General features: G+C 67.1%; 17 protein-coding genes and 4 pseudogenes. 13 read left to right on the top strand and 8 right to left on the bottom strand.

The genetic code is table 11. The annotated features are described in order from the left end of the window. Positions 1–372 precede the first annotated feature (372 nt). Positions 373–693, top strand: coding sequence for a hypothetical protein (locus NMK44_RS31145; protein ID WP_254749442.1), 321 nt, complete (start codon positions 373–375; stop codon positions 691–693). A 252-nt stretch (positions 694–945) separates the two neighbouring features. Here NMK44_RS31145 and NMK44_RS31140 read toward each other — a convergent pair whose 3' ends face one another. Further along, the gene (locus NMK44_RS31140; protein ID WP_254749440.1) at positions 946–1,917 is read right to left on the bottom strand and encodes an ArsR/SmtB family transcription factor; all 972 of its coding nucleotides are present in this window, start codon (positions 1,915–1,917) and stop codon (positions 946–948) included. A gap of 87 nt (positions 1,918–2,004) precedes the next feature. Here NMK44_RS31140 and NMK44_RS31135 point away from each other — a divergent pair, with 87 nt between their 5' ends. The 5 genes and pseudogenes from NMK44_RS31135 to NMK44_RS31115 all read left to right on the top strand — a co-directional run bounded on the left by NMK44_RS31135 (position 2,005) and on the right by NMK44_RS31115 (position 6,586). After that, positions 2,005–3,282 (top strand): MFS transporter, encoded by a 1,278-nt coding sequence (locus NMK44_RS31135; protein WP_254749553.1) that lies wholly within the window; start codon positions 2,005–2,007, stop codon positions 3,280–3,282. 15 nt (positions 3,283–3,297) lie between these two features. Continuing rightward, on the top strand, positions 3,298–4,128 hold the full coding sequence (locus NMK44_RS31130) for a transposase (protein WP_374215368.1): 831 nt from the start codon (positions 3,298–3,300) through the stop codon (positions 4,126–4,128). Then, positions 4,125–4,694, top strand: a complete 570-nt coding sequence (locus tag NMK44_RS31125; protein WP_254749436.1) for an HNH endonuclease family protein — start codon at positions 4,125–4,127, stop codon at positions 4,692–4,694. Before NMK44_RS31130 ends, NMK44_RS31125 begins: the two co-directional genes overlap by 4 nt. Before the next feature lie 54 nt (positions 4,695–4,748). After that, positions 4,749–5,666 (top strand): annotated as a pseudogene (locus tag NMK44_RS31120) (ISAzo13 family transposase); the annotation flags it as partial. 45 nt (positions 5,667–5,711) lie between these two features. Beyond that, positions 5,712–6,586, top strand: a protein-coding gene (locus NMK44_RS31115) for an IS5 family transposase (protein WP_374215367.1) whose coding sequence is annotated in 2 segments (ribosomal slippage) — positions 5,712–6,069 and positions 6,069–6,586 — 876 coding nt in all. Because the reading frame shifts where the segments join, the coding sequence is not laid out codon by codon here. On the opposite strand, the gene NMK44_RS31110 is transcribed toward NMK44_RS31115, so the two are convergent. Next, the gene (locus NMK44_RS31110) at positions 6,570–7,232 is read right to left on the bottom strand and encodes an HAD family hydrolase (RefSeq protein ID WP_254749432.1); all 663 of its coding nucleotides are present in this window, start codon (positions 7,230–7,232) and stop codon (positions 6,570–6,572) included. The genes NMK44_RS31115 and NMK44_RS31110 overlap by 17 nt on opposite strands. A 114-nt stretch (positions 7,233–7,346) precedes the next feature. Between NMK44_RS31110 and NMK44_RS31105 the strand changes: the two are divergent. Next, a pseudogene (locus tag NMK44_RS31105) lies at positions 7,347–7,649 on the top strand (helix-turn-helix domain-containing protein); the annotation flags it as partial. Between the two features lie 163 nt (positions 7,650–7,812). Here the strand turns inward: NMK44_RS31105 and NMK44_RS42795 are convergent. After that, positions 7,813–7,983, bottom strand: coding sequence for an HNH endonuclease (locus NMK44_RS42795; protein WP_374215369.1), 171 nt, complete (start codon positions 7,981–7,983; stop codon positions 7,813–7,815). Between the two features lie 81 nt (positions 7,984–8,064). Here NMK44_RS42795 and NMK44_RS42790 point away from each other — a divergent pair. From NMK44_RS42790 to NMK44_RS31085, 4 genes and pseudogenes are all read left to right on the top strand, one after another. Then, a pseudogene (locus NMK44_RS42790) lies at positions 8,065–8,892 on the top strand (IS5 family transposase). 219 nt (positions 8,893–9,111) lie between these two features. Continuing rightward, positions 9,112–9,594, top strand: a pseudogene (locus NMK44_RS31095) (transposase family protein); the annotation flags it as partial. Positions 9,595–9,897: 303 nt separating this feature from the next. Then, positions 9,898–11,031, top strand: a complete 1,134-nt coding sequence (locus NMK44_RS31090; RefSeq protein ID WP_308358633.1) for an AraC-like ligand-binding domain-containing protein — start codon at positions 9,898–9,900, stop codon at positions 11,029–11,031. A gap of 180 nt (positions 11,032–11,211) precedes the next feature. Further along, complete coding sequence (locus NMK44_RS31085; protein WP_308358632.1) at positions 11,212–11,715, top strand: RICIN domain-containing protein; 504 nt, start codon at positions 11,212–11,214, stop codon at positions 11,713–11,715. A gap of 1,328 nt (positions 11,716–13,043) precedes the next feature. Here NMK44_RS31085 and NMK44_RS31080 read toward each other — a convergent pair. Both NMK44_RS31080 and NMK44_RS31075 read right to left on the bottom strand, forming a co-directional pair. Next, positions 13,044–13,852 (bottom strand): IS5 family transposase gene (locus NMK44_RS31080; RefSeq protein WP_254749424.1). Its coding sequence is split into 2 segments (ribosomal slippage): positions 13,044–13,502 and positions 13,505–13,852, totalling 807 coding nucleotides; the frame shifts between segments, so codons are not numbered across the junction. 210 nt (positions 13,853–14,062) lie between these two features. Then, on the bottom strand, positions 14,063–14,533 hold the full coding sequence (locus NMK44_RS31075; protein WP_254749422.1) for an ATP-binding protein: 471 nt from the start codon (positions 14,531–14,533) through the stop codon (positions 14,063–14,065). Between the two features lie 229 nt (positions 14,534–14,762). Between NMK44_RS31075 and NMK44_RS31070 the strand changes: the two genes are divergently transcribed. Both NMK44_RS31070 and NMK44_RS31065 read left to right on the top strand, forming a co-directional pair. Next, entirely contained in the window at positions 14,763–14,999 is a 237-nt protein-coding gene (locus NMK44_RS31070) for a DUF397 domain-containing protein (protein WP_254749550.1), read from the top strand. An 88-nt stretch (positions 15,000–15,087) separates the two neighbouring features. After that, positions 15,088–16,014 (top strand): helix-turn-helix domain-containing protein, encoded by a 927-nt coding sequence (locus tag NMK44_RS31065; protein WP_254749420.1) that lies wholly within the window; start codon positions 15,088–15,090, stop codon positions 16,012–16,014. A 26-nt stretch (positions 16,015–16,040) separates the two neighbouring features. On the opposite strand, the gene NMK44_RS31060 is transcribed toward NMK44_RS31065, so the two are convergent. The 3 genes from NMK44_RS31060 to NMK44_RS31050 form a co-directional block, all read right to left on the bottom strand. Beyond that, on the bottom strand, positions 16,041–16,856 hold the full coding sequence (locus NMK44_RS31060) for an SAM-dependent methyltransferase (protein ID WP_254749418.1): 816 nt from the start codon (positions 16,854–16,856) through the stop codon (positions 16,041–16,043). A 158-nt stretch (positions 16,857–17,014) separates the two neighbouring features. Continuing rightward, positions 17,015–17,461 carry a hypothetical protein gene (locus NMK44_RS31055; protein ID WP_254749416.1) on the bottom strand — a complete coding sequence of 149 codons (447 nt, stop codon included), beginning with the start codon at positions 17,459–17,461 and terminating at the stop codon, positions 17,015–17,017. Positions 17,462–17,541: 80 nt separating this feature from the next. After that, positions 17,542–18,462: a helix-turn-helix domain-containing protein gene (locus NMK44_RS31050; RefSeq protein ID WP_254749414.1), complete on the bottom strand. Its 921-nt coding sequence runs from the start codon at positions 18,460–18,462 to the stop codon at positions 17,542–17,544. Positions 18,463–18,695 lie beyond the last annotated feature (233 nt).

The raw sequence follows: 18,695 nt of genomic DNA, 5'->3' as shown, positions 1-18,695 counted from the left end.
CCATGAACCGCAGGTGAAGTCGCTGCCCTAGGCGTTGCCTGGCCCCTCGCGAGTCTCCCGCTGGTCACCGCCCTGGTCGTCCGGTTCGGACAGCGCGGCTCGCTCGGCATGTCGATGACTTCTACGACGGGTTCACCGCAGACAAGCCCGAGGTCAACTAACCTAGGTATTTCACCACCGGAATCCACGCTGCCAAGGAGGTCCGCCTGCTTGGCCTCGCCGACACCGCGCCGCGAGCAACGCCTGCCTCTCCGCAGATGGCAGGGCAGACACCGCCTCCCCGGCCGCGCCTTGTCAGACTCGTCGGCGGTGCCGCCACCGACCATCCCTTGAGCTTGCTGAGCATCCGCACTGCAGGCTGTACTGATCCTTATGCGATTCGGCGTCTACTTCCTCGAAGCCGACGTCCAGACCCTCATTGCCCTGCGCGCCTTCTGCGTCGGCATGTATGTCCTCAGCGACGTCAGCAGGGCTCGATGGCGGGTGGCCGGGGCGACGCGCCGGATCCCCCGGTGTCCCTTGAGGTCGGTGGCGATGAACCCGAGCACAAGGGAGACGGTCCGGACCTCGGCCAGGACGATTTCGCTGACCAGCATGGTGAGCAGTGCCCGCCTGTGGGGGCTGTCGCAGCACCATGCGCAGGCAGGCCCTGAACTTGCCCGTTGTGAAGTGGTGTTCAGTGAGCAAGGCTGATGCGGAGATGTGTACCTGCCTGTCGATGGTGGACCGGTGAGGGATGCAGGCTGCAGTATTGGCCGCGAACGTCGTATTAGAACTGTTCCCGGGCAGGTGAGGAGCAACGGCTTCTCGGATAGCGCCGCGTGCTGGAGCTGCGCGAGGCAGGCCGTGCTGCGGGTGCCGTGCACACAGGTGCCGACGAGGCTGGTGTCTTTATGGTGACCGATAAGTCCTGTCATCGAGGAGAGCGCATTGAGGCAGCGGTAGTCAACGCTGTGCTACGGGAGATCCCTGGCGCGCGGTGAGCCGCTCCCCGAGCTCACTGCGCGCATACAGCACCGTCCGCCCGGCCCGCGCCCGCGCGACCAGGCCACACGCTGCCAGCACCGACAGATGCTGCGACACGGCGCTGGGCGTGACCCCGAGCGCTCGAGCAAGTGACGCTGTCGTGTCAGGGGTGTCGAGAGCTGCGAGAAGGGTCGCTTTCGGCCGCCCGATCAGCGTGGCGAGCGAGTCCGCGGGCGGTGCTGCCACCGACTCCCACAGCGTGGCCACCCCTCGCGCCGGATAGTCCACGCGCGGCACCTCTCCGATGGGCGCTGTCGCCTTGCGCCCGAACAGCGTCGGGCACAGGGTCAGCCCGCCCCCGGCCGGTACCCGGCTATGGGTTCCCATCGGATGCAGCCGCAGAACCCCCGAATTCCACTGCACGTTGGGGTGCAAGTTGGCGAAGAGGGCGGCCGCGCCACCGTCGGCGAGCAACTGCGCCCGGTAGAGAATGTCGGCCTCCAGCACGGCCCGCATTCTGCGCCAGTGCGGTTCCAATGCAACATGCCAGTAAGCCTCCAGTGCGTGGGCGATCCGGTCCCGCAGGCTGGCCGGATCACCGCACAGCACGGACGGCTTGCACTGGTTGAGGTATGCCGTTTCGATGTCCCGGCATACGACGGCCGGATCCGTGGACCTGACGACCGCCAGCTCTTCGGCCATCTCCGGCACCCGCGACTGGGGGCGGGGTGTGATGAAGTCCGGCAGCCACCGTCGCTCGCTAACCAGTGCGAGCAGCAACTCGCCATCCAGTGCGGGCAGGCGATTCCGCACAAGGCGCATCCACCGCATGTGGAGCGGAAAGTCGCCGGGGTCGCGCAGTGCCCACAGACTGTGACACGTCTCCTGTAATGGCGAGATGGCGAACCGGACGCGTGCCAGGTCGTCCACGCCGAGCTCGATCTCGATCACGCCGCCCCCCAGGTGCCGCACCCCATGGATTTAGGCCCAGTCTAAATCTCTATCACACGCCCAGGCTCGACGGCTTGAGTGAACGCCATGAAATTCCCTTCACGCGGGCCATTGCGGGTTTACGCGACCCTGACCTTCTTTGATTCCCTGGTGCCCGGCATCATGCTCGCGGGTGGTGTCCTCTTCTTCACCAAGGTCGCCCACCTGGGTGCCGTGCAGGTCGGCAGCGGCCTGTCCCTCGCCGCGCTGGTCGGACTGGCCGTTGCCGTCCCTGCCGGTCGGCTCGGAGACCGACTCGGACACCGCCGCCTGCTCATCGGCATCAGCGTCCTGCGCGGCCTCATCCTCGCCGGGTATCAACTCGTGGACTCCTACCCGGTGTTCCTGGCCGTCGCCTGCCTCGCGGGCCTCGCCGAGAGTGCCGTCGCGCCCGTGCGCCAGGCCTACCTCGGCACCATCACCACGCCGGACAACCGGGTCGAGACACTCGCCTTCAACCGCGTTGTACGCAACATCGGCGCCACTCTCAGTACCCCTGCCCTCGGCGTCGCCCTCGCCCTGGACAGTCCCGCGGCGTTCCGCTCCCTGATCGGCGTGGGGGCGGTCAGCGTCCTGATCGTCGCACTCATCGCCATCCGCCTGCCCGACACCGCCACCCCCGCCGAGCCGATTCCCGACGCGCCCGGTCCGAGGAAAAGTAAGCAGATCGGAGTCCTCCGTGACCGCCCCTACCTTGCGCTCTCCCTCCTCAACGGCGTGCTCGTCATGCACATGGAACTCCTCGAAATAGGCATGCCGCTCTGGGCCATGAATCACACTCAGGCTCCCGCATGGACCACGTCCGCACTCCTATTCACCAACGTCCTGATGGCCATCGGCCTCCAGATGCGTGTCGGCCGCACCGTCGCCGACGTGGACTCGGCGGCTCGCGCCATGCGCCGCGGCGGCTACTGCCTCGTGTCCGCCTCTGCCGTCTTCGCCCTCACCGGAACCCTCAACCCTCTGCTGTGCGCGACCGCTCTCTTCGGTGCCGTCGTCCTGCTCACCCTTACCGAACTCCTCCAGTCGGCCGGATCATGGGGCCTGTCCTACGATCTGGCCGACGCCGCACGCCTCGGTGAGTACCAGGGGGCCTGGAGCGTGGGAACCCAACTCATTCGCTCCTGCGGTCCGTTCCTGGTGACGATGGTCCTCTCGACCCTAGAAGCTACCGGCTGGCTGGTGATCGGCCTGATCTACGCCGTGGCAGCGGCCTGCGCCGCGCCCCTGTCCCGCCGGGCGGAAGCCACCCGCCACCTGACCGCACCGCAAGCCGCCACATCCCAGCCGATGCCTACGGAACAGACGGCCCCGCAGAATGCCTGACCACGTCGGCCAAGGGTGCTGGCGCGGCACGGGGCCGGACAGGCAGACCCGGACCGCATCCACCGGATGCTGAATTGGATCGAATGGGACGCCGATGAGGTGCTCGACGACGTAAGCCCGTACGTGGTCGACACCCTCGGCGACCCGGATGCGGTCCTCGTCGTCCACCACACCGGTTTCCTGAAGACGGGAGTGCGCTCGGCCGGAGTGAAAAGGCAGTACTCCGGCACCACCGGGTCGCACGGAGAACTGCCAGGTCGGCGTCTTCCTCGCCTATGCCACCGCATGGCGGACCTTGATCGACCGCCGCGTATGTGCCCACGTCCTGGACGGAACCGGGAACGGTGCCGGAGGGCGGGCATCGACGACACCGTCGGCTTCGAGGCCAAGGTCCCCATCGCCAAGGCGGTGATCCGCCAGGCGATGGCTGACAGGATCCCGTTCCGGTGGCTGACCGCGGATGCCGCCTACGGCTTCAGCAAGGGCTGGCGCTCGGAACTGGAGCGGGCCGATATCTTCCATGTCATGGCCACCGTCCGCCATGACACCTTCGTCACGCGCTGGGAGATCGACCACCCTCGGACCTCTGGCGCTGGTCGACCTCTCGCCCAGCCAAGACTCCAGGCTCCCACGGCTCAATCTCACGAGGGCGATCAAGCGATCGTCAACCCGTTCTCGCAAGCTACTCCAGCGGGCTCCAGTAACTATCGCGCTGTACAGCCTGAAGAGAAGAGGCGACAGCCATGCGGATGCCCATCCGATCCACCGTCCTTGCGATTGCCGCGACCATCGCGTCTCTGGGCGCTACCGTCGCGCCTGCGTCAGCAGTACCCGAAGAGACGGTGACCACCACGCTCCGGGACGCGATCAGCGCACTGCCGGTGGCGGATGAGGACCGCACGGGATACCAGCGGAGCATGTTCAGGCATTGGGTCGACGAGGACACGAACGGCTGCAGCACCCGCCAGGAGGTGCTGCTCGCCGAGGCGATCGAACCGCCCACGGTGAGCGGGCGCTGTGTGATCAGTGGCGGTCTATGGCACTCGTACTACGACAACATGGACGTGGACAACGCCCGCGGGCTGGATATCGATCATGTGGTCCCGCTGGCCGAAGCGTGGGACAGCGGAGCATCCACCTGGTCGCCACAGGAGCGCCAGTCCTATGCCAACGACCTCGGCGACGCCAGGGCTTTGGCCGCGGTGACTGCCCGAGAGAATCGCTCGAAAGCTGACCAAGACCCCAACACGTGGCTTCCCACCGATGAAGGAGCCCACTGCCGGTACCTCGAGGAGTGGACCGTCGTGAAGTCACGCTGGAACCTGACCGTCGATCCGGCCGAAACGGCTGCCCTGGCAGGTCTCGCCAACGGCTGCCAGGACACCCGCATCACCTACACCCGGGCCCGCTAGGGGCGTGCAGATCATTAACCCGTGGCTTTCCGCTCGGTGGTTCGTTGGTCTGGCATGGGCGGGTTGGATGAGCAACGAGTGACACTGGCGGCAAAGTTCGCGGCGATCCTGCCGCATCTGGACGAGCGGCAGCGTCGCCTGCTGATAGGGGCGGAAGCCCGGTCGCTCGGTCGCGGTGGGATCAGGGCGGTTGCTCGTGCCGCTGGTGTCCGTGAGGGCACTGTGTCGCTCGGTGTGCGAGAACTTGATTCCGGTGAGGCCCCGTTGGGACGTGTCCGCCGGGCTGGTGGCGGCCGCAAGCGCCTGGTCGACCGCGAGCCGGCCCTGCGGGATGCACTTTTGGCTCTCGTCGAGCCTGATGTGCGCGGGGATCCCATGTCGCCGCTGCGCTGGACGTGTAAGTCCACCCGCAAACTCGCGGACGAGCTGACCCGTCAGGGATACCGGATCGGCCCGGACACGGTGGGCGACCTGCTGCGCGAGGAGGGCTTCAGCCTGCAGGGCAACGCCAAGATCCTGGAGGGCAAGCAGCATCCCGACCGTGATGCCCAGTTCCGCTATCTCAACGACCAGGCCCGCCATCATCAAGACGCCGGGCAACCGGTGATCAGCGTGGATACCAAGAAGAAGGAGCTGGTCGGCCCCTTCAAGAACCACGGCCGGGAGTGGGAGCCGAAGGGGCAGCCGGTGGCGGTGGACACCCACGACTTTCCCGACCGTGAGCTGGGCAAGGCGGTGCCTTATGGCATCTACGACATCGCTGCGGACACCGGCTGGGTCAACGTGGGCACCGACCACGACACCGCCGCGTTCGCCGTCGAGTCCATCCGCCGCTGGTGGAACGGTGCCGGACACAGCACCTATCCGGCAGCCGACCGACTGTTGATCACCGCCGACGTCGGCGGGTCCAACGGCTATCGCACCCGCACCTGGAAGACCGAGCTGGCCCAGTTGGCCACCGAGACCGGGCTAGGGCGTGTATCGAAAGTGGATCTTGAGGTGAGATGATCTTGCCTCGTGGCACGTGGAGATCTGACAGATGCGCAGTGGGCCCGCCTGGAGCCGTTGCTGCCCCGGGGCAAGATGCCGGGGCGCCCGCCGATATGGACCAGACGGCAGCTGATCGACGGCATACGGTTCCGCACCCGTACCGGCGTCCCCTGGCGGGACGTGCCGGAGCGGTACGGGCCCTGGGCACGGACGTATGACTTGTTCCGCCGCTGGCAGCGGGATGGCACCTGGCAGCGGATCTTCGCCGAATTGCAGGCCCAGGCCGACGCCGAGCGCCTGATCACCTGGGACCTCAACATCGACTCCACCGTCTGCCGGGCCCACCAGCACGCCGCCGGTGCGCGGAAAAAGGGGACCTGCAAAAGGAGCCGCCCGGCGGCGTCGCCATCGAGCCCGACGACCACGGACTCGGCCGCTCGCGCGGCGGCCTGACCACCAAGCTGCACCTGGCGGTCGAGCAGGGCCAGCGGCCGATGTCCCACGTGATCACGGCCGGACAGCGAGGCGACTCCCCGCAGTTCGAGCCTGTCCTGAAAAAGGTCCGCGTCGCCCGCCCGGGTTCGGGCCGTCCGCGGACCCGGCCCGACCGGGTCCGCGCCGACAAGGCGTACGCGTCTCGCAAGAACCGTGCCTATCTGCGCCGACGTGGCATCCGCTGCACCATCCCGGACAAGGCCGACCAGGCCCGCAACCGTAAGAAGCTCGGCTCACGCGGTGGCCGGCCACCCAAGTTCGAGGCTGAGGACTACAAGGCACGACACGCGGTCGAGTGCGGCATCAACCGTCTCAAAAGGCACAGAGCTGTGGCCACGAGATACGACAAGCTCGCGGTCCGCTACGAGATGACTGTCCTCATCGCGGCCATCAACGAGTGGCTGTGACCAGGCGGCTCAAGACCGGAAGCACCCTCCGCAGGTCGTCGTCGTCCACCGTGACGGTCGCCGCCTGGCGCGCTCCAGCCGAGGCATTGAACGCCACACTCAACCCGACGGATGCGAACAGCGGCAGATCGGAGCGGCTGTCCCCAACGGCCCCGCACGAGCAGGGAGCCAGCCCCAGCTCTCGCGCCTGCGCGAGCGCGAAATCCCGCTTGTCGTACTCGTCGAAGTGACGGGCGACCCGGCCCGTGAAGCGGCCGTCGGCAGTCTCCAGCCTAGGTCCGCTGAACCCATGGAAGCCGAAGCGGCAAGCCAGATAGCTGCCGACTGGCGACCATGCGAGGGTCGCCAGCACGGGCACCAAGCCGTTCTGCCAACACCAGGTCACGGTCTCCGTGATGCCCGAGACCAAGGGAAGCCCGTCGAGCCAGCCAGAAACCTGGTCCTCGCGAACCCCAGCCCAGCCCGCGGCATCCAGCTCGGAGACCTGTCGATTGTCCAGGGCACCGGAGGCGTATGCGTCTTCGGCCTTGGCCAACTCGTCCCGATGGCCAAGGAAGCCGGCCAGAAAGACCGACGAACTCGTGCGGGGGACGAGGGTGCCATCGACATCGAAGAACACGGCGCCCACATGATCGGATGAGAACACGGCCCAAGGATGCCACTACCTTGCGAAACGCCAGATCGGGGTGCGTCCGCAGGTACTTTCGATACACGCCCTAGCGATCACCGTCTGCCACTTTCCGCCCGGCACAGCGAAGTGGCCCGTCGCGGTCGCGAGCGCCTGGTGGCCGCCGGCACAGGTGCCAAAGCCAAGCTCACGCCGGCAGACCGGATCCTGGCCACCGTCCTCCACCTGCGCAAACTGGCCACCATGGACCTCTTGGGCCAGCTCTTCGGAGTCACTGCCATGACCATCAGCCGAGCGAGCCAGGAAGTCCGGCCTCTCCTGGAAGCACACGGTCACCACGTCAACGCTTCCACCGCTCGTTTCCGCACACCTGCCGACATCGCGGCCTTCCTCAGTCCAGACCTCACCCAAACCAAGATCAAAGAGACGGGTTAATGATCTGCACGCCCTAACAACGCCTAACACAATGAGCCGAGGGGGATGACCACAGTGCTGTGCATGGACGTGCGAGTCCTCCTGGAGGGCAGCTCGCCATCTCGCACATCCCGCTCGGCGGGGGTCTCGGCGACGCGCTCCAGCTGACCGTGTTGGCGCCTTCTCACTCCTCGACCGGGAAGTAGTCGCCCTTGCGGAGGTTGCAGATCCAGTGCGCAGGCCGCACGTTGTCTACTGTGTGGGTGCCAGCGGCGGTCAACGGGACCCGGTGGTCGGGCGTCGCGCACCACATGTCGGGCCAGTCCCGGTCGCGGTCGACAGGGGTACGGCAGATCTGGCAGATCCATCCGTCACGTATGTAGATGGCTAGAGCCTGTCGTCAATGTGATCTTGGTTGGTGGATCATGGTTGGGTGATACGTCGCCATGAACTGTCTGATGCCGAGTGGGACTTCGTGCGGCTGTTGCTGCCTCGGACCTCGATGGGGCGGCCCCGGCTGGACGACCGGACGATGCTCAACGGGATCGTGTGGAAGTCCTGGGCCGGGGTGGCCTGGCGGGATGTTCCCGAGCGGTACGGCTCCTGGGCGAGCCTGCCACCCGTTTCCGTCGCTGGGCTGCGGACGGCACCCTCGACCGGATGCTGCAGGCCGCGCAGGCCAAAGCGGACGCGGCGGGGGACATCGAGTGGCTGGTGTCGGTCGACTCCAGCATTGTCCGTGTCCACCAGCATGCGGTCGGTGCCCGAAAAGGGGGCACCGCAGCCCGGCGCTCGGGCGCTCCAGGGGCGGGCTGACCAGCAAAATCCATCTGGCCTGTGATGGCCTGGGGCGACCGCTCGCCCTGGTGCTCACGGGCGGCAACACCAACGACTGCACCCAGTTCACCGCCGTGATGGAGGCGATACGGGTACCCCGCCTCGGGTCGGGACGGCCGCGGGTGCGGCCCGCCCACGTCATAGGCGACAAGGGCTACAGCGCGAAGGCTATCCGCACCTGGCTGCGGCGCCGCAACATCCCCCACACCATCCCGGAGCGGGCTGACCAGGTCCGCAACCGTGCCCGGCGCGGCAGCCAGGGCGGCGCCCGCCAGCCTTCGACAAGCAGGTCTACAAGCGTCGCAACGTCGCGGAACGGTGCTTCAACCGCTTGAAGCAGTGGCGAGGCATCGCGACCCGGTACGACAAGACGGCCGAGTCCTACCAAGCAGCCGTCACCCTCGCATCGCTCCTGATGTGGGCGTGACACTTTGACGACAACTCCTAGGCTGGCGGTGTTGGAAGTGCGGATTAGGTGGGCGGCGGCGTACGGGCCGAGTGGTGCGTCGTTGGTGGCCAGGCTGGTGGTCGGGGCGGGGGCGGGCAGCGGCTGGCTCCGGTCCCTTCCCGCTGCTGGAGATGCTCGTGCCCTGCATCGCCGAAACCGCACGGCACTGGGCCAAGCGCCTGGGAGAACCGGTCAGTCCGGTCTGCTGATGCCGCGGATCGGCTGTGGATCGTGGACGGCACGCTGATCCCGGTCCGCGACCGGCAGGTCGGCGCTTCCAGCCGCAACTACCGATTTTCGGCGAACGTGCAGGTCATCACCGATGCCGACACCCGCCTGGTGGTCGCCACCTCCCGCCCCGCCCCGGGTAACCGGGCCGACGCCCACATCTGGAGGGACTCGGGCCTCGCCCGGACGTGCGAGGGCGTCACCGTGCTGGGCGACGGCGCCTACATCAACACCGGCCCGGTCGTGCCGCACCGCAAACAGCCCGGACGGCCCCTGCTGGCCGGAGAGGAAGCGGACAACGCGGAACACCGCAAAGTCCGCGCCCGCGTCGAGCACACCTTCGCACGGATGAAGAACTACAAGATCCTCCGCGACTGCCGGCAACGCGGCAACGGCCTCCACCACGCCGTCCAGGCCACCGCCCACATGCACAACCTCGCCCTCGCCACGTGATCAACAAGAGATGGCCCGGCAGCTCGACCTGTCCACTCACATCCTGCAACACGCTTTAGCTGCAGCGCTCCAGCACATCGCCAACGGCACCCCCTACAGCGAGTACGCCTGGCCTGAGTAGACCGCATTCGCTCGCTCTCCTGGCCGGCCAGGAGGAAGGGTCTCAGGCATGTGCCCATCCTGCCGATACCTCTACCACCGGCGAAGGGGAATCCGTAAGAGTCCGGGCTGAGTTTGACGAGGGTGGAGAGGCGTCCAGTTCAGCACCTGTTCCCAAAGATCGCCGGAAGTGGACGGAGGTGGATGGCGGCAGGCAGTTCAGCCATCTCCGGCGATAGCCCGGCCATTTCGCAGGTCGCGGATTGTGTCGCAGGAGCCAGCTGGCGAGGGTGGGCAGGCAACCGTGCGCTTCCAGATGGGGGTCCGATGGCGTTCACGGAGTTCGACACGGCGGAGCTTCCCAGGGAGCAGCGCTTCGACTGGTGGTGCGAGGTGGTCGGTCGGGGTGTGGCACCCACCCGGATCACCAGTGATGAGGCTTCGGACTTTGCCGGGAGCTTCGGCTCCCTGGGCATGGGACGGCTTCAGCTGACGACGATGGCCTTCCCCGGGTTGCGGTCGAAACGTACTGCGGAGCTCGTCCGCCGCGGGGACCCGGAGACCTACGAGCTCACTCTGGTGCTGAGCGGGGCCATGGAGGTGTCCCAGCTTCACAACGAAGCCCGACTGTCCGCTGGTGACTTTGCCTTCTGGACGTCTTCACGGCCCTATCGCGGTCGGGCTGTGAGTGAACCGGGGGCCGGTGGGCCACGGGCGATTATCCTGCATCTGCCTCGGGCCCTGGTTCCCGTGCCCGAGGCCAGGATGAACCAACTGCTGGCCTGTGCCGTGCCGGGGGGAACCGGGATGGGCCGGATCCTGGCCGACCATCTGACCTCGGTGGCCCGGGAGGCGCCCGGATTGGATGCCCTGGACGGCGAGCGGCTGGGAATGGTGACCCTGGACCTGGCCGTGGGAATGCTCGCTGCCAGGACCGGCACACAGGACCGGCTCCCTCCGGAGTCGCGGCACCAGATACTGCTCGCTCGCATCGACCTCTTCGTCCAGGACCACTTGACCGACCCCCAGCTCTGCCCCGCCGCCATCGCGGCCCGCCACCACATCTCCGTCCGGCTTCTGCACCAGCTCTTCCGCAGCCGGGGCGAGACAGTGTCCGCGGCGATTCGCCGGCGCCGTCTGGAGCGCTGCTACGCGGACCTCGCCGACCCCACCCTGCTGGCTGTCCCCGTGCACGCCATCGGCGCGCGGTGGGGCCTGTCGGGTCCGGACCGGTTCAGCCGTTCGTTCCGCGCCGCCTACGGCATCCCGCCTGGACAGCACCGCCGGATGGCGCTGTACGCGCGCGACAGGAAGAGCGTGTCGCCGGACGTCGGCTGACATCGGCCCCGGTTGCTCCTGGCCCGTGCGCACAGGAACAAGTCTTTCTGCGCTGAATGCCAATGACGGCGCACCGCTCGGCGAACAGACTGGTCAGGTGCCGACACCCGATAGGCCACCGGCCCGCCCGGCTGCGCTGCGGCGGCGCGGTTCCGGTACGCCACCAACTGAGGGAGATTCATGACCTTTCACGTTCGCCAGGGAGCCATGGTGCTGGCCGCCGGAATCGTCCTGCTCGTAGGCGGTGTGACCGCACCATCCGCCAGCGCCTCGGCGACGGCCTCGGCTTCGGGACCGTATAAGTGGGTGAACGCGAACTCTGGTAAGTGCCTGGAGATCTGGTCGTACTCCACCGCCAACGGCGCCGACGCCAACCAGTGGGACTGCTACGGAGGATCCACCCAGCAGTGGTACAGCTCCAACCTGAACGGCTGGGGCACTCTCGTCAATGCGAACTCGGGTAAGTGCCTGGAGATCCGGGGGGACTCCACCGCCAACGGCGCCCGCGCCAACCAGTGGGACTGCAACGGCTCCGCCACCCAGCAGTGGAACTGGACCCCCTCGGGCACTCTCGTCAATGCGAACTCGGGTAAGTGCCTGGAGATCCGGGGGGACTCCACCGCCAACGGCGCCCGCGCCAACCAGTGGGACTGCAACGGCTCCGCCACCCAGCAGTGGAGCTGAGCCAACTGCCCGCAGCACCGCCCCGAGGGGTTGGCACGCCGAGTCGGTGCTCTGGGTGGCCAGGGTAGGGGCGGCGGGAGTAGCGCTGGCCTCATACCAAGGGCGAGCGCCTCCGCCTGCAGGGCGTGGCGCTCCGGGCTGTGCCCGGGGCGCCACCGTGCGGGTCTCGCGTGCACGCCTGACAGGTTGACTGCTGCCCCGTTTGCTTGGCCTCGCGCAAGAAGGCGTTCCTTGCCTATTCTTCGCTGTTTCCAGCCAGGGTTGTATTTCGTCTTCCTGGCGACCTGCGATCGCCCGAGACTAGCCGTGTATCCCGCACGGAACAGGGAGAATGTGTTAATGCGTACACGCAAAACAGCTGTGGCTCTCGCTGCGGCACTGCTAGTCGGCCTGAGCGGCGGAGTCGCCACCGCAACCACACCCGCGACAACGCCGACCGTAGCCATCGAGGGACTGTACATCGACAGCTACTACCACTTCGGTGATAATTCCAGTAGCGGTGCCACGTATCAGGACGCCATGGCGCGCTGCGGCGCGCGTGTAGGATACGGAGCAGCGCTGGGATGGTGGACAAACGCATTCTGCCGGGATGCTGGCCCCTTCACAGTAGCCCTGTATTACTTCCGCTGAGCTGGGACGAAGCGTCGGAAGGCAAGGTGCGAGAACTGGAAGGGTCTCCGACCGTTTTCCCCATCTCTGGCTGGCCGGGTCCGCCTCTCAGCCCCTCTACCTCGGCGCAGACACCACAGATATGGCCATTTCCGGTTGGCGGATCATGTCACCGCCGGCCTTGACCGTGAGCACACCACGCATGCGGTTTCACCGGCCAGGGGATGGTGTGCTCCAACAGGTCGACGGCTCGGTGGACGGTGATCACTGAACCGTGTCTCTCCACCATGTCGCCTGGTTTGGGTGAGAAGCCCTGGACTTCGTAGGGGAAGGGGGATCCGGCCGCCAAGGTACGGAAGGCCTGTGCGGGCCGGTTCGGTTGAGGGTCGGGGGAGAACGCAGGGGGCTGGGTGATCTCACCACGCTCGGTACGCTGGTTCAGGCGCCGGTTGGGCGTCAGATTGCAGCGAGGCGAGCACACGTGCCGGTCGCGATGCTTCCAGTGCGCCCGGGCCGGCACCGGCTCCCCGCACACTCGGCACGGCTCCCCTCCGACCGCGCGTGCGTCGGCCTTGAGCTGCTCATCCCGCCAGTTCCCATAGGCGCTGTCATTGCCCATCTCCCGCCCCCTCTTCGGATCACCATAGGTCCGCGATGGCACCGGTGCCCGTGGTAACCGGGCCGAACCGTGGCTGTACCCGCCCGGTTAAGACGTCGTTTTAGTTGGTGAGTCGGCGGTAGCTGATGAGGGCTGCTGCTATGCCGACGAAAGCGAGGAAGTGCTCGGCCTTGCGTTCATAGCGACGGTGCAGGCGGCGGCATCCGGCGAGCCAGGAAACCGTCCTCTCGACGACCCAACGGTGACGGCCCAGCCGGGTGGAGGACTCGATGCCCTTGCGGGCGATGCGGTGACGGATGCCTCTCTTGCGCAGCCATCGGCGCAGGTGGCCGTAGTCGTATCCCTTGTCGGCGTGGAGCTTGGCCGGGCGTCGGCGGCGCGGTCCGCGGCGGGAGCGGATGGGCGGGATCCCGCGCACGAGGGGTTCCAGGCCGAGGCTGTCGTGCATGTTGGCTCCGGAGATGCCCAGTGACAGCGGCACGCCGTTTCGGTCGGTGATGAGGTGGATTTTCGATCCCGGCTTGCCGCGATCGGTCGGATTCGGTCCCGTCAGCGGCCCCCTTTTGCGGCCCGGACGCTGACGGAGTCGATCGCGCACCGCGACCAGTCCAGTTCTCCCCGGGCGCCGAGTTCATCGAGGATGGCCCGGTGCAGCCGGGCCCACACCCGGTCCCGACTCCATTGGGCGAAGCGCCGGTAGACGGTGGGCCAGGTCGGCCCGAACACCGGCGGCAGCTGCCGCCAGGTGCAGCCCGAGGTGGCCACGAAGATGATCGCCGCCAGGCATTCGCGGTCCCCGGCCCGACGGCGGCCGCCGCCCTGCGGGCGTATGACCTCTGACGGCGGGACCACCCGCCGAAACAGCGTCCACAACTCGTCCGGCCCCAACCGCTCCACCAGGTCCGTCATGCACGGCCCAACGAGCGATCACGCCATCAGAAACGACGTCTAAGGGCACACAACACGCTGGCTGAGCGCCTCCTCGCCGGTCTCGCAGCGGCCGCTGCAGAAGGCCCTGTGGCGCCGAGGCTTGCCCTCCTCGTCAGTGCGCCGACCGGCGTAGAGCCTGTCGGTCTGTCGGTGAATGGCTCCTTCACCGGCCGTCCTGCTGGTGGTGGTTCAGGTGGGGAGGAGTGCCCAGACTGTCTTTCCGGAGTCGCCGTGGAGTGCGTATCCCCAGTCCTGGCTGAGGACATTGATGATGAGTAGTCCGCGGCCTTTGGTGTCGTGGAGCGTTGCTGGGTGTGAGATGGGTCGGTCGTGGCTGGGGTCGTGTACGGCACAGATGATGGCGTCGGGGCGGTTCATCAGACCGAGCCATCCGTCGCCGTCGGGTCTGTCTTTGAGGGCGTGTCGCAGTGCGTTGGTGACGAGTTCGCTGGCGACGGCGGTGGTGTCCTCAGCGCATGAATGACGTCCCCAGAGTTTGAGTGTGCGGTGGGTGAAGCGGCGGACCTTGTACAGGCACTGGGGGTCTCCGGTGAAGCGGCAGGCGGAGAAGTGAGGGACTCCGAGTCCCATGGCCAGCCCCCAGTCGAAGGGAGCGGGTCTGGTCTGCGGGGAGCGGGGGGAGTCGCTGTGGGGGGCCACCGTGTCCTCTCAAGCGGTACTTAGCCAGTTTCCCTGGCCGTAACGTGAACACTCTTTCGGGGGACTTCGGAAAGGGGCTGGTGAGGCTAGTATTCCGAGCACCCCGCCCTCCGTGCAATTGCAGGTGAAATCTCACGCATGCGCGAGCGCTCGCGGATGACGGCATTTCGTCAGCTCTGGCACCGGCCCCGGAGGGCGATATTCGAACAGCATGGCGAAAGAGGTCACGATGGAACGCATCGTCAACGGCGTCCCGGCCAGCTCGATCACCTGCGTGAAGTGGATCAAGAGCCGGAAGAGCAATGCAGAAGGGGCCTGCGTAGAGGTGGCTGAACTTCCGGGCGGGGGTGTGGCCATGCGGAACTCCCGCCACCCGGAAGGGCCTGCGCTCATCTACACGCGCGCTGAGCTCGCCGCGTTTGTGGCCGGTGCAAAGAGCGGAGACTTCGATCATATGACGGCCTGAATCCGGGCCCGGGCAAAAGCGGTTGAGGCGGACAGGCGGGCTCCATCCTGGGATAGTGGTGGACGCCGCCAGCCCATCAGGAGCCCGCATGTCTGCCGACCACCCCGACAGAGGGGCGTTGACCGCCGCGGCGGTCCCCATGCCCCGCCGCGGCGAGAAGCCGGTCGCTGCCGGCAAGGTCCTGGGCGCCTATCTGCGCAGGCTCCGCAAGGAGCGGGGAATGGCCCTCAAGGACGCTGCACCGGTCATCCGGGCATCCGTTTCCAAGATCAGCCGCATGGAGCGCGGTGAGAATCCCCCTCGGGAACGGGATGTGCTCGACCTCCTCAACCACTACGGCGTCAAGGACGTCCAGCAGGTCCAGGCCATCCGTGATCTGCTCCGGCAGGCGACTGCCGCGGCGTGGTACGACGAGTACAGCGACGTGACTCCAGGCTGGCTCAAGCGTCTGATCGGACTCGAGGACTCTGCCACCGAGATCCGCACCTACGAAGTCAACGTCGTGCCAGGCCTGTTGCAGACCCCGAGCTATGCGAGGGCCGTTGTCAGGAGCGGGCGCCCGCACGACAGTGACACCGAGACCGAGCGGCGTGTCGCGCTCCGGATTGCCCGGCAGAAGCTGCTCGATGGCACCAGCAGTCTCCAGCTGGTGGCCCTGCTGGACGAGAGCATCCTCCGCCGGCCGGTGGGCGGCCGGGAGGTGATGGCCGAACAGCTCCAGTACCTGCTGCACGTGGCAGAGCGTAGCCGCGTCACCATCCGCATCGTGCGATTCACCGAAAGCGCCCAAATCGCTCCCACGACCCCGATAACGTATCTGAAATTTGCCCCAGGCGGCCCCACGGAGCTGATCTACCTGGAGAACGCCATCGGCGCGACATACGTCACCAACCACAGTGACGTCGAGCGGTATCGCCTCCTCCTGTCCGAGCTCTGGGGGGTGGCTGAGTCCCGGAAGGACACCATGCGGCTTCTCCGTGAAGCCCAAAAGGGCTACTCAGCTCACCCCTCCTAGCACTGCTGACACGACCCGTACGCAGGTCAGGAGAGCCGGGCCACCCCGCCGTACTCTTCCCACTCGAACGTCCGCTGCCGGGGAGCGACCTCGGAGTCCGGACGCCACGTAGAGACTTCGACGAGGTGCGGCCGGAGAAGCTCCATACCCTCGAAGTACTCCCGCACCTCGCTCTTCTCCCTGACCCTGCCCCACTTGTCGCCAGTGGCCCGCAGCATGAAGTCTGTTGCGGCATGCCGTGTGGCCGCATCATCACTGACGAGCTGGCAGATCACCATGAAGCTGCCGGGAGCCAGACGATCGGCCACTTCGCGCACCACACGCCCGGGCTGCTCTGAGTCGGGGAGGCAGTGCAGGACCGAGACGAACAGCGCGGCCACCGGCTGGTCGAAGTCGATGAAGCCGTCGACATCCGGGTGGCTGAAGATGCCGTCGGTGTCGGTCATCTCCGCCTGGATGAAGGCGGTCTCGTCGTTCTCGTCGAGGAGCGTGCGCCCGTGAGCCAGCACGATCGGATCGTTGTCGATGTAGACGACGCGCGAACTCCGGTCGACGGCCTGGGCAACCTGATGGACGTTGTTCTGTGTGGGGAGCCCAGAACCATGGTCGAGAAACTGCCGTACCCCGTAGTCCCGGGCCAGGACGCGCACCACGCGCTGAAGGAAAAGCCTGTTGTTCCGCGCCAGAGCACCAGTGCTCGGCGCGATCTCTAACAGCTCCTGACACGCCTTGCGATCCGAGGCGAAGTTGTCCGTGCCCCCCAGGTACCAGTCGTACATGCGGGCGACACTCGGTGTACTAACGTCGATAGCGTGAGCAATGGGATTCTCCCCGTGATCCATCCGACCCCCCTCGCCTCCCTCACCCGGGAGGCGCCTCAGCAGCAGGGAGGCCCATGCTAGAGAGGTCAACGGGGCAATGCCCAGGCATCCTGGGAAGGACCCCCGGACGGCTGACGCGAACTAGACGACCGGTGGAGAAATCACCCGCGCAGTATTCCTCACCTCCGCCCCCACAGCGTCCCCGCCTCGGGCGGACGCAGGACCGTGGAAAGCCACCGCGGCAGACTCCGCTCGGCCATCAGCAGATGGGCCGCCATGACCGATGAGCCGATCCCCATGAGGTCCGCACCCGCTGTCAGCGTCATCCCCAGCCGGTAGTGCAGCAACACCGCATCAGCCTGCTCGGCCGGCAGCGCACCGTACAGACCCTCCAGGCCCTCGTCCGCCGCACCCGTCGCCCGATCGGCTTCCGATACGCACCGGCTCAGCAGCCGCCACGAAAACGCCGCCGGGCACGCGCTCCTCAACACCTCAGGCCACCGGCACCCCAGGGAGTCAAACACGTCGCCCACCACAGCAGTTCCTCTGTCGCCGACCCGGACCCGGGCGTAGCGGAGGTAGCTGTCACGGTGCATCTGCCTGAAGGCGCAGTAGCCGAGCAGCACAGTCGCGGAACGTCCACCGCAGGCCACGACAGCCTCCCTCCCCAGACATCGACTCTTGACACTCCCGGCCACCACGCGGTTCACGAGCCTGCGGTCCCAGGGCGAGCGCTGCCCTCTGTGCCGGGCAGCCCGGAGCGAGGCAGCCCGCCCGCAGGAAAGACATCACGAGAGGCGAGAAATGCGTAATGCATGTCCTCCCACAAGGGACGGATGGCCGACGCCTCTCCGCCCAGGCGCACCACCAGGTCCTCGAGCGTAGGCCAGTCCGGGATGAGACCACCGCCGAACACCTCCTGGACCACCTCAGGAGTCAGGGCAGGCCCGCCGCCCTTGCACAGGCGCCGCAACTCGGGACTGCCCGCGGCCAGATACAGTCCACGCAGCGCGGCCTGCAGCTGCGATGCGGCACCGGTCACTGACCGCCGCACCGGGAAAGACACCCCTTGAGCCCGCTCCCACAGGAACCGCAGCTCCCCAGCCTGCCCTCCGAAGATCGTCGCCAGCATGTGCACGGTCGGCCAGGCCGGCAAACGGGCGCCGGCCAGCACACGCGACACCGAAGAGGGAGACAACGCCGCTTCCTGAGCCGCATCCTGAAGGGTCATCGAGCTCTGGCGCTGCAGGTGGGAGAGAGCAGCTGCCAGTTTCTGACGAGCCTGCTCAGCTCTTCCGCCATCACGTCCCGGCGGGGTCTCATCGTCCCCCTTGGCAGCAGCCCACTTCCCGACGGCTGGCTCCGGCGGTGCGGACCACTGCTGATCACGCCGGGCCAGCAGCCGCTTGACCTTGGGGTCACTCCACTTGGCCCGCGCCGTCTCCACACTCACCCCCGCGGCCTGCGCCACCACCCCCCAGCCCGTCCCGCCAGACCGTGCGTCCTGCACCGCCGCCGCCGTGTAACAGCCCACATTTCTCGCCAGCCGGTCGGCGTGTGACAGGAGGTCAGGCAGGGCTTCCTTCTTCCTCTCCGCCTCGGCCAGCCGTGCCGCCAGGACGAGCATGTCGTCCGCGACCTGCCGCCCCCAGTCAGACGGAGTTGTCTCCCCGCACGCTGCCGGCTCGCTGTCACGCAAACGCTGAGCCTGCCGTCGGCAGGACTTGTTGCAGTAGTCCCGCTTGCGGCCCGGCCCAGACCGTTGCTGGAACGAGCCTCCGCAGTGCGCGCACTGCGCATAGGAAGGCGCACTCATATGCCGTTTCTCCCCTCCCTCCGGGGCACTCTTCGTCCGCCCCG

The sequence above is a fragment of the Streptomyces cucumeris genome (assembly GCF_024295805.1).
In the GTDB taxonomy this organism is placed as follows: domain Bacteria; phylum Actinomycetota; class Actinomycetes; order Streptomycetales; family Streptomycetaceae; genus Streptomyces; species Streptomyces cucumeris.
The sequence above is the reverse complement of the archived record's forward strand: the minus strand, read 5'-3'. Positions and strand labels throughout refer to the sequence as shown.